Consider the following 12,548-nt stretch of genomic DNA (forward strand, 5'->3'; position numbering starts at 1 on the left):
AGAAGGTAAGGTTGCGTCGCAAAGGATCTGAGGGCGGAGCATCTCAAATCCCTACGCCGGTACGAGCCGGATCAGGTTCGACGGGTCTCTCTCAGCCAGTTAACCGGCACCCCGTTGAGAACGACTTATTCTAGACATTTACAGGACAACGCGAAAGGTTCACCTGCCGGTCGTGTTGTCTGATGCTGCCCTTTTTACAGCTCCGGCGGGGCGAACCAGGCGGACTTGAAGTCAAACCAGCCGAGCGTGTTCAGTCGCACGCCACGCATGCTGCGCTGGCCCTCCAGCAGCAGCCAGTGATGAAACAGCGGATGCAGATAGTCGCTGTTTACCAGCTGTTTGCTCCACTCCGCCAGCGGCAGCGCTTTCTCACGCCAGCGCGCGGCGTCGGCCTGCCAGTCCAGCGGGATACAGTGATGCATCAGCGGTAGCTCGTAGAGCTGAGCGAACAGGGCGTAGTCGAGCGGCAGGGTAAAGTTGACGCTGCCCAGCCAGATGTCACTCTCGCCCGCGCCGTCGAACCAGCTTTCGTAGCTCACTTCGCGGGTAATCAGCTCGACGCCCTGCTGCGCCAGCAGCGGCCGCAGCGCATTGGCGATGCCCTCGTGTTCGACGTGGTGGCTGTACCAGCTGAGCGTCAGCTGGGTCACGCCGTCGGGCTTGTGGGCTGGGGTGATATCGCGCCGATGGTGCCAGCGCGGCAGCAGGCCATAAGCCGGGAACCAGTAGCGCTGATAGCCGACGCCGGCATGATTGAGCAGCGCGATAGGGTTAAGCAGATCGCTCACCCAGCGGCGGAAACCGGCATCGCGCCCGCGTTCAGAGCGCTGATCGAACAGCAGAAAATAGCAGCCCTCTTCGAGTCGACTCTCTTCCGATTTTTCGTCGTCGTTTTCACCTTCCAGTTTTACACCGGCGTAGACCAGCTCATCGCTGATCTCCGGCAGCACCCAGATCGAGACATCATCAATCAGCGCGCGGTAGCCGAAGTAGTCATCAAACGCGGCGATTTTCAGCTGGGTTTGCTGATTGCGCACCACGCTGTACGGACCGGTGCCAATAGGCTGACGGGCGAAGTGGCGCAGCGTCGGCCATTCACGCGGCAGAATCATGGCGCTGACGCTGGCCAGCAGCCACGGCAGCCAGCAGTCCGGCTGGCTGAGATGGATATCCAGCGTCCACGGCGCCGGCGAGTGCAGTTGGTCGATATGCGAAAACAGCGGCTGGCTGCGCACCCGTTCCAGCGAGGCGATGACATCCTCCATCTCCAGCTCGCGACCATGATGAAAGCGGATTGCCGGCCGCAGGAAGAAGCGCCAGTGCAGCGGAGAGGTTTGCTGCCAGTGATGGGCAATGTCGGCGGCGATTTCCCCCTTTTCCTCATTTATACGCGTCAGGCCGCTGAATATCTGTCGCGCCAGATGGGTTTCTGAACGGCGCAGCGGCGAGCCGGGCAGCAGGTTAGGCAGGGGCCGGTAGTAGAGCACGCGCAGAATATGCTTACCCTGGCGAAAGCTGCGGCCAAGGTGCGCGGCAATCATCTGCCGCACCTGGTTTTTATCGCCCACCAGTTGCACCAGCTGGTCGATGCGATCCTGCTCCAGCAGGTCTTCGGCGCGCTGCTGCTGTAGCGCCAGTCCGGTGTAGCAGAAGCTCAGCAGCGAGCGTTTACCGCGACCGGCTTCAGCCTGCCAGATCAGCCAGCCCGCCGCCTGCATGGCGTTCAGCAGGTTACGCATGTGGCGGCGTGAGCAGTGCAGCAGTTCAGCCAGCTCGCTCAGCGTGGTTTCCTGATCCTGGCCCTGACAGTGTTGCCACAGGCGAATGAATTGCTGTTGCAGACGCGCAGAGGACATAAAAGGGGAACTCCTTCTCGACTTCGCTCAGTTTTTCCTGCCCCATATTAGAGGCATACTGGCGGGCAATGGAAGAGCGGGAGGCATTCAGCAATGAATGGCGCTCTGCCAGCGGTTCCGCCGACGTGGAACCTTTTCTGAGTAGGGTGCAATTTCACCGCCAGCGGAGTTTTTCTCTGCTGGCTTTTTTCGTTTTGCTGTGGAATCTTCTACGCTGTTTTTTCCCGGTCTTTTTCCTCAAAGGGATTTCTGCATGAAATCGCTGTTACCGCGGCCGCGCCGCCTGAATCCGGTTTACCTCTCCTTTATGGCGGTGTCATTTATGGTCGGCGTGGCGGGGGCGTTACAGGCGCCAACGCTCAGCCTGTTTTTGACGCGCGAGGTGCAGGTGCGGCCGTTCTGGGTCGGCCTGTTCTTTACCATCAACGCCGTCGCCGGGATCGTGATCAGCCTGCTGATGGCGAAGCGTTCGGATAACCGTGGCGATCGCCGTCATCTGATCCTGTTTTGCTGCCTGATGGCGGTGGCCAACGCGCTACTGTTTGCCTTTAACCGTCACTATCTGACGCTCATCACTGTCGGCGTGCTGCTGTCGGCGCTGGCCAGCGTGGCGATTCCGCAGATCTTCGCGCTGGCGCGTGAATATGCCGATCAGTCGGCGCGTGAAGTAGTGATGTTCAGTTCGGTGATGCGCGCCCAGCTGTCGCTGGCGTGGGTGATTGGGCCGCCGCTGTCGTTCGCGCTGGCGCTCAACTACGGCTTCGTCACGCTATTCTGCGTGGCGGCGGTGATTTTTCTGCTGAGTATGCTGCTGATCTGGCGCACGCTGCCCTCGGTGCCGCGCATCGCCGCCACGCCGGAGCAGGTGCTGATGCAGCTCAGCCCGTGGAAAGACAGCCAGGTGCGGCTGCTGTTTATCGCCTCGGTGGTGATGTGGGCGTGTAATACCATGTATATCATTGATATGCCGCTGTACATCAGCGCAACCCTTGGCCTGCCGGAGAAGCTGGCGGGTCTGCTGATGGGCACCGCCGCCGGGCTAGAGATCCCGATCATGCTGCTGGCCGGCCATTACGCGAAGCGCTACGGCAAGCGCAAGCTGATGCTGCTGGCGCTGGTAGCAGCGATTGTGTTTTATCTCGGGCTGGTGCTGTTCCGTTCTCAAACCGCGCTGATGGTGCTGCAGCTGTTTAACGCCGCGTTTATCGGCATCATCGCCGGCATTGGTATGCTGTGGTTTCAGGATTTGATGCCGGGCCGTGCCGGTGCGGCGACCACCATGTTCACCACCTCGATTTCAACCGGGTTGATTATCGCCGGCCTGATTCAGGGGATACTGAGTGAGCGCTTTGGTCATGAGTCGGTGTATTGGCTGGCGCTGGTGATGGCGGTGGTGGCGCTGGTGCTGGCGGCGCGGGTACGCGATGCGCGGTGAGGGCGATTTGGAGATTGAAGGTCGCCATCAATGGCGACCCTGCAGGGCATTGCGCGTTTCGGGCATGTTTTGCACATTTTTGGTCGCCATAAATGGCGACCCTACAGGGCATTGTGCATTTAAGCATCTTTGGTCGCCATCAATGGCGACCAAATTACTGACGCTTTTGCTGTAGGGTGCGCCTTGATGCGCACCGGGTAAACCTTAACGCAGAAACGCTGGCTGGCTGGATTCGTAACTGGCGATGGACGCTTCATGCTGCAGCGTCAGGCCAATGCTGTCGAGGCCGTTGATCATGCAGTGACGACGGAAACTGTCGATTTCAAAGCTATAAACCTTGTCGCCGGCGGTGACGGTCTGCGCTTCGAGATCGACGGTGAAGCGGATGCCCGGCTGCGCGGCCACCAGTTTGAACATCTCATCGACCTGCTCTTCGCTCAGCTTCACCGGCAGCAGCTGGTTGTTGAAGCTGTTACCGTAGAAGATGTCGGCGAAACTCGGCGCAATCACCACGTGAAAACCGAAGTCGGTCAGCGCCCACGGCGCGTGTTCACGCGAGGAGCCGCAGCCAAAGTTCTCGCGCGCCAGCAGGATGCTGGTGCCTTTGAACTCCGGCTTATTCAGCACGAAGCTGGCGGTCGGCTGGGTGCCGGCGTCATCATCAAAACGCCAGTCGTGGAACAGGTGCGCGCCAAAGCCGGTGCGCGTCACTTTCTGCAAAAACTGCTTCGGGATGATGGCATCGGTGTCGACGTTTGCGGCATCCAGCGGGGCCACAATCCCGGTGTGTTGGGTAAATTTGTTCGCCATGGCTTAAGCTCCCTGAGTCAATTCACGAATGTCGGCAAAACGACCGGTTACCGCCGCCGCAGCAGCCATCGCCGGGCTCACCAGATGGGTGCGACCGCCGCGACCCTGGCGACCTTCAAAGTTACGGTTACTGGTTGAGGCACAGCGCTCGCCCGGATTCAGACGGTCGTTGTTCATCGCCAGGCACATCGAACAGCCCGGCAGACGCCATTCAAAACCGGCTTCGAGGAATATTTTGTCCAGGCCTTCGGCTTCAGCCTGCGCTTTCACAGGACCGGAACCTGGCACCACCATCGCAACCACGCCCGGCGCGACTTTGCGGCCTTTGGCAATCGCGGCAGCCGCGCGCAGATCTTCGATACGTGAGTTGGTGCAGGAACCGATAAACACTTTATCGATCGCTACCTCAGTCAGTTTGATGCCCGGCTGCAGATCCATATAGGCCAGCGCTTTCTCGGCGGAAGCGCGTTCAACCGGATCGGCAAACGAGGCCGGATTCGGGATGGCCTGATCCACAGCCATCACCTGGCCCGGATTGGTGCCCCAGGTGACCTGCGGCGCGATATCGGCGGCATTCAGGGTCACAACGGCGTCAAACTGCGCGTCGCTGTCGGACTTCAGGGTGCGCCAGTAAGCCACTGCCTGCTCCCACTGCTCGCCCTTCGGCGCAAACTGCTTGTCTTTCAGATAGGCAAACGTGGTGTCATCCGGTGCCACCAGGCCCGCTTTGGCGCCCATCTCAATCGCCATGTTGCACAGCGTCATGCGGCCTTCCATGCTCAGCGCTTCAATCGCCGGGCCACAGAATTCAACCACGTGACCGGTGCCGCCGGCGCTGCCGGTTTTACCGATGATCGCCAGTACGATGTCTTTGGCGGTGATGCCCGGCGCAGCTTCGCCCAGCACTTCAATCTTCATGGTTTTCGCCCGGCCCTGTTTCAGGGTCTGGGTGGCGAACACGTGCTCCACTTCGGAGGTGCCGATACCGAACGCCAGGGAACCGAAGGCGCCGTGCGTTGCGGTGTGCGAGTCGCCGCAAACGATGGTCATGCCCGGCAGCGTCATGCCCTGCTCGGGACCGATCACGTGCACAATGCCCTGGAACGGGTGGTTCAGGTCATACAGCTGAATGCCGAACTCAGCACAGTTCTTCATCAGCTCCTGCATCTGGATACGCGCCATTTCACCCGAGGCGTTGATGTCTTTGGTCTGGGTGGAAACGTTGTGATCCATGGTGGCAAAGGTCTTCGACGGCTGGCGTACTTTGCGGCCGTGCGCACGCAGACCGTCAAACGCCTGCGGCGAGGTGACTTCGTGAATCAGGTGACGATCGATATACAGCAACGGCGTTTCGTCTGGCGCTTCGTGAACGACATGTGCATCAAATAACTTCTGGTATAAGCTTTTCATTTTGTTATTTTTCCTCGCTGATGTAACCGGCAATGATGCTGCCCATTTCATCGGTGCTCACGGCAGGGCCGTCACCGGCCAAATCACGGGTGCGATGGCCCGCTTCCAGCGCACGGCTTACCGCGCGCTCAATGCTATCCGCAGCGGCGTCAGCGTTCAGGCTGAAACGCAGCAGCATCGCCAGCGACAGAATCTGCGCAATTGGGTTGGCGATGTTCTGGCCAGCGATATCCGGTGCGGAACCGCCCGCCGGTTCGAACAGGCCGAATCCCTCTTCATTCAGGCTGGCCGAAGGCAGCATACCCATCGAGCCGGTGATCATCGCGCACTCGTCCGACAGAATGTCACCAAACAGATTCGAGCAGAGTAAAACGTCAAACTGCGACGGATCCTTAATCAGCTGCATGGTGGCGTTGTCGATGTACATATGGCTCAGCTGCACATCCGGATAATCTTTTGCCACTTCGTTGACGATTTCACGCCACATCACCGAGGTCGCCAGCACGTTAGCTTTATCAACGGAAGTCACTTTATTACGGCGCTTGCGCGCAGCCTCAAAGGCGTTGCGGGCAATACGCTCGATTTCGAAACGGTGATAGACCTCGGTATCAAAAGCGCGTTCATGCGCGCCGCTGCCTTCGCGGCCTTTCGGCTGGCCGAAATAGATGCCGCCGGTCAGCTCACGCACGCACAGGATATCGAAGCCGCGGGCGGCGATGTCGCTGCGCAGCGGGCAAAATGCTTCCAGACCTTTATACAGCGCCGCCGGGCGCAGGTTGCTGAACAGTTTGAAGTGTTTACGCAGCGGTAGCAGCGCACCGCGCTCAGGCTGGCCGGCTGGCGGCAGGTGTTCCCATTTTGGACCGCCGACCGAGCCGAACAGAATGGCATCAGCCTGCTCAGCACCGGCCACGGTGGCGGCGGGTAAAGGTTCACCGTGACGATCGATGGCGATACCGCCGACATCATATTCGCTGGTGGTGATGCGCATATCGAAGCGCGCGCGAATCGCATCGAGAACTTTCATGGCCTGCGCCATCACTTCCGGACCGATTCCGTCGCCTGGCATTACCGCAATATGATAAGACTGAGTCATAGTTACACCGTTTCCTTCTGATCTTTAAATTTACGCTGCAATTCTTTTTCGACCTGCTTTGCCCGCCAGATGTTGTTCAGGGCATTCACCATCGCTTTCGCCGAGGATTCGACGATATCGGTCGCCAGGCCCACGCCGTGGAATTTACGCCCGTTGTAGTTGACCACGATATCGACCTGACCCAGCGCGTTTTCGCCGTGGCCTTTCGCGGTCAGCTTGTAGTTCACCAGCTCAGCATCGAAGCCGGTGATACGGTTAATAGCCTGGTAGACGGCATCAACCGGACCGTTACCGGTGGCGGCGTCGGCTTTGGCCTCTTCGCCGCAGCCCAGCTGCACCGACGCCGTCGCGGTGACGCTGGAGCCGGTCTGCACGTTGAATTCGTTCAGCTGGAAGTACTCCGGCTCTTCATTCTGCTTATTAATGAAGGCCAGCGCTTCCAGGTCGTAATCGAACACCTGGCCTTTTTTGTCCGCCAGCTTCAGGAAGGCGTCGTACAGCGTATCCAGGTTGTAATCGGACTCTTTGTAACCCATCTCTTCCATACGGTGCTTCACGGCGGCACGGCCGGAGCGGGAGGTCAGGTTCAGCTGAATTTTGTGCAGGCCAATCGATTCTGGCGTCAGGATTTCGTAGTTTTCGCGGTTCTTCAGCACGCCATCCTGATGAATGCCGGAGGAGTGGGCGAAGGCGTTGGAACCGACCACCGCTTTGTTGGCCGGGATCGGCATGTTGCAGATCTGGCTGACAATCTGGCTGGTGCGGTAGATTTCCTGATGATTGATATTGGTGTGCACGTTCATGATCTGCTGGCGGGTTTTGATCGCCATGATCACCTCTTCCAGCGCACAGTTACCGGCGCGCTCGCCCAGGCCGTTCAGCGTGCCTTCGACCTGACGCGCACCGGCCAGCACTGCCGCAATGGCGTTACCGGTCGCCATACCCAGATCGTCATGGGTATGTACCGACAGAATCGCTTTGTCGATGTTCGGCACGCGCTGTACCAGCTGACCAATGATGTTGGCGTACTCGCCCGGCAGGGTGTAGCCCACGGTGTCCGGAATATTGATGGTGGTGGCGCCGGCGTTGATTGCGGCTTCTACCATGCGGCACAGGTCGTCAATCGGCGTACGGCCACCGTCCTCGCAGGAGAACTCAACGTCATCGGTATAGTTGCGCGCCCGCTTAATCATGTGCACCGCGCGTTCAATCACTTCCGGCAGCGTGCTGCGCAGTTTAGTGGCGATGTGCATCGGCGAAGTGGCGATAAAGGTGTGAATACGGAAGGCGTCGGCCACGCGCAGCGATTCGTAAGCCGCGTCGATATCTTTCTCGACACAGCGCGCCAGACCACACACGCGACTGTTTTTGATGGTCCGGGCAATGGTCTGCACGGATTCGAAATCACCCGGCGAAGAGACCGGAAAACCGACTTCCATTACATCCACGCCCATCCTTTCCAGCGCCAGGGCGATCTGCAGTTTTTCTTTAACACTCAGGCTGGCCTGTAATGCCTGTTCGCCGTCGCGCAGAGTGGTATCGAAAATTATTACTTGCTGGCTCATGGTCATCTTCCTTTTGCATTGACTTCGCCGGTGCTACGAGCATAAAAAAACCCGCGCAGTGGCGCGGGTTTTTTAACTTTCAGCAGGTTCGAATCAGTTGTTGATTTCGCCCACGAGTCTACCGCGCAAACTGGATGCGTTAAGTAGTAGACCGAGTAGACGAAAAGAACGTGACATGAATCAAACCTCGTAAAATGAGTGCTGCACATATTGGTACTGGATTCGCCTGGCGATGTCAACCCTAAGTGAAAGGGTATTTCTCTGGCCGGAAAAGGGCGATTTGCTGGGATTATCGGTCATCGCAGAGCATTGCCATTAATTAACGGTGGCTTAGCGCGTTATGCCACTTTAAAAAATCTTTTAAAAAAGCGGATAATTTTAAGTTGCTGAATTATATGTTTTTAGTAAGGCTTATTCGTCAGGTGGAAAAACAAGATAAAGCTTGTTGCTTAGCAGATTGTGATGTGGAAGAGGGATTTAAGAGTTAATCACGCCAGAAACGCGGTAGCGGAAAAAATTGTGGGCTAAACACGCTGGCAATATGAAAATCATATTTCTTACAACACGCTGTAAATAATCTGCAAACCAGCATTTTCCTCTGTCCTTATGCCATCGCATTAGTTTATTCCTCCCGGGCGATAATCACGCGTCAGTGCCTTTTTTGTCACTGACAGCGCCGTGCCGCCTTATGACGTTTGCAGGCCGGGTTTTCTGCGGTTATGGTAATCGACCTACTCTCAAAAGAATCCACGCAGGTAGATTCCCTGTACCTGGAAGACGAAATGAATGGCGTCTTCTGAGCATAAACATAAGGTTTTGATCTTAATTGGCAATAAAGGGACAGATGCGAGCGGCACGCAGAATAGCGTTTGCTGGCGCAGCTGGCTCTCAAGCCTGGAGGCAGAAAATGGAGATGTTGTCAGGAGCCGAAATGGTCGTCCGTTCGTTAATCGATCAGGGCGTTAAGCAGGTATTCGGTTATCCGGGCGGTGCGGTGCTCGATATTTATGATGCGCTGCAAACGGTCGGTGGTATTGACCACGTGCTGGTGCGCCACGAGCAGGGCGCCGTACATATGGCGGATGGCCTGGCGCGCGCGACCGGCGAAGTCGGCGTGGTGCTGGTCACCTCAGGTCCTGGCGCCACAAACGCTATCACCGGTATTGCGACCGCTTATATGGATTCCATTCCGCTGGTAATCCTCTCTGGTCAGGTGCCGTCCTCGCTGATTGGCTATGATGCCTTCCAGGAGTGCGACATGGTGGGGATTTCGCGTCCGGTGGTGAAGCACAGCTTCCTGGTGAAAAGCACCGAAGAGATCCCAACGGTGCTGAAAAAAGCCTTCTGGCTGGCGGCCAGCGGTCGTCCGGGGCCGGTGGTGATCGATCTGCCAAAAGATATTCTGAATCCGGCCAATAAGCTGCCTTACGTGTGGCCGGAAACCGTCAGCATGCGCTCTTACAATCCGACGCTGCAGGGCCACAAAGGCCAGATCAAGCGCGCGCTGCAGACGCTGCTGGCGGCGCACAAGCCGGTAATTTACGTCGGCGGCGGGGCCATTACTTCAGGCTGCGAGGCGGAACTGCTGCAGCTGGCAGAGCAGCTGAATATTCCGGTCACCACCTCGCTGATGGGGCTGGGCGCGTTCCCGGGCACGCATCGCCAGTGTGTGGGCATGCTCGGTATGCACGGCACCTATGAAGCCAACATGACCATGCACAATGCCGATCTGATCTTTGGTATCGGCGTACGCTTTGATGACCGCACCACCAACAATCTGGCGAAGTATTGCCCGAATGCCACCGTGATGCACATTGACGTCGATCCGACCTCGATCTCCAAAACCGTCAGCGCCGATATTCCGATTGTCGGCGATGCCAGACAGACGCTGACGCAGATGCTGGAGCTGCTGGCGCAGAGCGAGGCGAAGCAGGAGCTCGACAGCCTGCGTGACTGGTGGCAGAGCATTGAAGGCTGGCGCAGCCGCAAGTGCCTGGAATTTGACCGCAGCAGCGACAAAATCAAACCGCAGGCGGTGATCGAAACCATTTGTCGTCTGACGCACGGTGAGGCGTATGTGACCTCGGACGTCGGCCAGCACCAGATGTTCGCCGCGCTTTACTATCAGTTCGATAAACCGCGTCGCTGGATCAACTCCGGCGGCCTCGGCACCATGGGCTTTGGCCTGCCGGCGGCACTCGGCGTGAAGATGGCGCTGCCGCAGGAGACCGTAATTTGCGTGACCGGCGACGGCAGTATCCAGATGAACATTCAGGAGCTGTCGACCGCGCTGCAGTACGACCTGCCGGTGCTGGTGCTGAACCTGAACAACCGCTTCCTCGGCATGGTGAAACAGTGGCAGGACATGATTTACTCCGGCCGCCATTCACAATCTTATATGGAGTCGCTGCCGGACTTCGTGCGCCTGGCGGAAGCCTATGGCCACGTGGGCATCGCGATTCAGCATCCGGCTGAGCTGGAAGAGAAGCTGCAGCTGGCGCTTGATACGCTGGCGAAAGGGCGTCTGGTGTTTGTGGATGTCACGGTGGACGGCAGCGAGCACGTCTACCCGATGCAGATTCGCGGTGGCGCGATGGATGAGATGTGGTTGAGCAAAACGGAGAGGACTTAATTATGCGTCGTATTTTATCAGTTCTGCTGGAGAACGAATCCGGCGCATTGTCGCGCGTGGTGGGGCTGTTTTCCCAGCGCGGCTATAACATTGAGAGCCTGACCGTCGCGCCGACCGACGATCCTACCCTGTCGCGCATGACCATTCAGACCGTGGGCGACCAGAAAGTACTGGAGCAGATCGAAAAGCAGCTGCACAAGCTGGTGGACGTGTTACGCGTCAGCGAACTGGGGCAGGGCGCTTACGTCGAGCGTGAAATCATGCTGGTGAAGATTCAGGCCAGCGGGTACGGTCGCGAAGAGGTAAAACGCAGCGCGGAAATTTTCCGTGGGCAGATCATCGATGTGACGCCGACGCTGTACACGGTTCAGCTGGCCGGCACCAGCGATAAACTCGATGCGTTCCTCAACACCGTGCGCGAAGTGGCGGAAATCGTTGAAGTGGCGCGTTCCGGCATCGTCGGGGTATCACGTGGCGATCGCGTAATGCGTTAATACCGCAAAGTTATCATCGGTTTTCAAGCTAACCCGGCGGAATGCCGGGTTTTTTTATTTTATGCGCTTCGGCCGCTTGTGCATGAAAAGCGGTTGCTCAGCGTACTGTTCTGCGGTTAGATGTTACAAATGTTTTACCCTTAGCTACTCTGCGGACATTTTCGCCAGCCCTGGCTTATCAGAATTAAGGTGTCATCGTGAAACTGGATGAAATTGCGCGCCTGGCGGGCGTGTCGCGCACCACGGCGAGCTATGTCATCAATGGCAAAGCGCGGCAGTATCGTGTCAGCGACAAAACCGTTGAGAAAGTCATGGCGGTGGTGCGTGAGTACAACTATCACCCCAACGCGGTGGCTGCGGGCCTGCGCGCCGGACGCACCCGTTCGATTGGTCTGGTGATCCCCGATCTGGAAAACACCAGTTATACCCGCATCGCCAACTATCTCGAACGCCAGGCGCGTCAGCGCGGCTATCAGCTGCTGATTGCCTGTTCCGAAGATCAGCCGGATAACGAAATGCGCTGCATTGAGCACCTGCTGCAGCGTCAGGTGGATGCGATCATCGTCTCCACGTCGCTGCCGCCGGAACATCCGTTCTATCAGCGCTGGGTCAACGACCCGCTGCCGATTATCGCGCTGGACCGCGCGCTGGATCGTGAACACTTCACCAGCGTGGTTGGTGCCGATCAGGATGACGCGCAGGCGCTGGCGGCTGAATTGCGTCAGCTGCCGGTGAAAAACGTGCTGTTTCTCGGCGCGCTGCCGGAGCTGTCGGTCAGCTTCCTGCGTGAAATGGGGTTCCGCGAGGCGTGGCAGGGCGATGAGCGCCCGATCGATTTCATCTATTGCAACAGCTTTGACCGCGCCGCTGCGGCGACGCTGTTTGAAAAATACCTTGAAGACCACGCGATGCCCGAAGCGCTGTTTACCACCTCGTTTGGCCTGCTGCAGGGGGTGATGGACGTAACGCTGAAGCGTGACGGCCGCTTGCCGACAGACCTGGCTATTGCAACTTTCGGCGACCACGAATTATTAGACTTTCTGGAGTGCCCGGTGCTGGCGGTAGGGCAGCGCCATCGCGATGTTGCTGAGCGTGTGCTCGAGCTGGTGCTGGCTTCGCTGGATGAGCCACGCAAACCGAAGCCGGGTTTAACCCGTATCCGCCGTAATTTATTCCGCCGCGGACAATTAAGTCGTCGCGCTAAATGAAGCGTCGGGCGAGATGTCGCCCGCGCTAATTTCTCTCATCCA

At 58.0% G+C, this 12,548-nt stretch carries 10 protein-coding genes and 1 riboswitch; of the genes, 4 read left to right on the forward strand and 6 right to left on the reverse strand.

The genetic code is table 11. The features are described from left to right. Nucleotides 1-30 precede the first annotated feature (30 nt). A riboswitch (TPP riboswitch) is annotated at nt 31-124 on the reverse strand. A 70-nt stretch (nt 125-194) separates the two neighbouring features. Then, complete coding sequence (sgrR, locus tag C1Y43_RS09885; protein ID WP_058770626.1) at nt 195-1,856, reverse strand: HTH-type transcriptional regulator SgrR; 1,662 nt, start codon at nt 1,854-1,856, stop codon at nt 195-197. A 253-nt stretch (nt 1,857-2,109) separates the two neighbouring features. Here sgrR and C1Y43_RS09895 point away from each other — a divergent pair, with 253 nt between their 5' ends. After that, nucleotides 2,110-3,291, forward strand: coding sequence for an MFS transporter (locus C1Y43_RS09895; protein ID WP_104188106.1), 1,182 nt, complete (start codon nt 2,110-2,112; stop codon nt 3,289-3,291). A gap of 204 nt (nt 3,292-3,495) precedes the next feature. Here C1Y43_RS09895 and leuD read toward each other — a convergent pair whose 3' ends face one another. The 5 genes from leuD to leuL all read right to left on the reverse strand — a co-directional run bounded on the left by leuD (nt 3,496) and on the right by leuL (nt 8,349). Continuing rightward, nucleotides 3,496-4,101 carry a 3-isopropylmalate dehydratase small subunit gene (leuD, locus tag C1Y43_RS09900; RefSeq protein ID WP_058759635.1) on the reverse strand — a complete coding sequence of 202 codons (606 nt, stop codon included), beginning with the start codon at nt 4,099-4,101 and terminating at the stop codon, nt 3,496-3,498. A 3-nt stretch (nt 4,102-4,104) separates the two neighbouring features. Next, the gene (leuC, locus tag C1Y43_RS09905; protein WP_058759634.1) at nt 4,105-5,511 is read right to left on the reverse strand and encodes a 3-isopropylmalate dehydratase large subunit; all 1,407 of its coding nucleotides are present in this window, start codon (nt 5,509-5,511) and stop codon (nt 4,105-4,107) included. A gap of 4 nt (nt 5,512-5,515) precedes the next feature. Further along, entirely contained in the window at nt 5,516-6,607 is a 1,092-nt protein-coding gene (gene leuB, locus C1Y43_RS09910) for a 3-isopropylmalate dehydrogenase (protein WP_058759633.1), read from the reverse strand. 2 nt (nt 6,608-6,609) lie between these two features. Beyond that, on the reverse strand, nt 6,610-8,172 hold the full coding sequence (leuA, locus tag C1Y43_RS09915) for a 2-isopropylmalate synthase (RefSeq protein ID WP_021507571.1): 1,563 nt from the start codon (nt 8,170-8,172) through the stop codon (nt 6,610-6,612). Nucleotides 8,173-8,265: 93 nt separating this feature from the next. Then, complete coding sequence (gene leuL / locus C1Y43_RS24315; protein WP_125308910.1) at nt 8,266-8,349, reverse strand: leu operon leader peptide; 84 nt, start codon at nt 8,347-8,349, stop codon at nt 8,266-8,268. A 730-nt stretch (nt 8,350-9,079) separates the two neighbouring features. Between leuL and ilvI the strand changes: the two genes are divergently transcribed. From ilvI to cra, 3 genes are all read left to right on the forward strand, one after another. Then, entirely contained in the window at nt 9,080-10,804 is a 1,725-nt protein-coding gene (ilvI, locus tag C1Y43_RS09920) for an acetolactate synthase 3 large subunit (RefSeq protein WP_104188108.1), read from the forward strand. A gap of 2 nt (nt 10,805-10,806) precedes the next feature. Continuing rightward, entirely contained in the window at nt 10,807-11,298 is a 492-nt protein-coding gene (gene ilvN, locus C1Y43_RS09925) for an acetolactate synthase small subunit (RefSeq protein ID WP_010615603.1), read from the forward strand. Between the two features lie 197 nt (nt 11,299-11,495). Next, nucleotides 11,496-12,506 (forward strand): catabolite repressor/activator, encoded by a 1,011-nt coding sequence (cra, locus tag C1Y43_RS09930; RefSeq protein ID WP_010615604.1) that lies wholly within the window; start codon nt 11,496-11,498, stop codon nt 12,504-12,506. Nucleotides 12,507-12,548: the final 42 nt, after the last annotated feature.

The organism is Pantoea sp. ICBG 828 (assembly GCF_002928355.1).
GTDB lineage: Bacteria > Pseudomonadota > Gammaproteobacteria > Enterobacterales > Enterobacteriaceae > Pantoea > Pantoea dispersa.

Bases quoted from the DNA above. Each gene is read 5' to 3' on its own strand.
- leuB (WP_058759633.1), bottom strand. From the start codon at position 6,607: ATGACTCAGTCTTATCATATTGCGGTAATGCCAGGCGACGGAATCGGT.
- leuA (WP_021507571.1), bottom strand. From the start codon at position 8,172: ATGAGCCAGCAAGTAATAATTTTCGATACCACTCTGCGCGACGGCGAA.
- sgrR (WP_058770626.1), bottom strand. From the start codon at position 1,856: ATGTCCTCTGCGCGTCTGCAACAGCAATTCATTCGCCTGTGGCAACAC.
- leuD (WP_058759635.1), bottom strand. From the start codon at position 4,101: ATGGCGAACAAATTTACCCAACACACCGGGATTGTGGCCCCGCTGGAT.
- leuC (WP_058759634.1), bottom strand. From the start codon at position 5,511: ATGAAAAGCTTATACCAGAAGTTATTTGATGCACATGTCGTTCACGAA.
- C1Y43_RS09895 (WP_104188106.1), top strand. From the start codon at position 2,110: ATGAAATCGCTGTTACCGCGGCCGCGCCGCCTGAATCCGGTTTACCTC.
- leuL (WP_125308910.1), bottom strand. From the start codon at position 8,349: ATGTCACGTTCTTTTCGTCTACTCGGTCTACTACTTAACGCATCCAGT.
- ilvN (WP_010615603.1), top strand. From the start codon at position 10,807: ATGCGTCGTATTTTATCAGTTCTGCTGGAGAACGAATCCGGCGCATTG.
- ilvI (WP_104188108.1), top strand. From the start codon at position 9,080: ATGGAGATGTTGTCAGGAGCCGAAATGGTCGTCCGTTCGTTAATCGAT.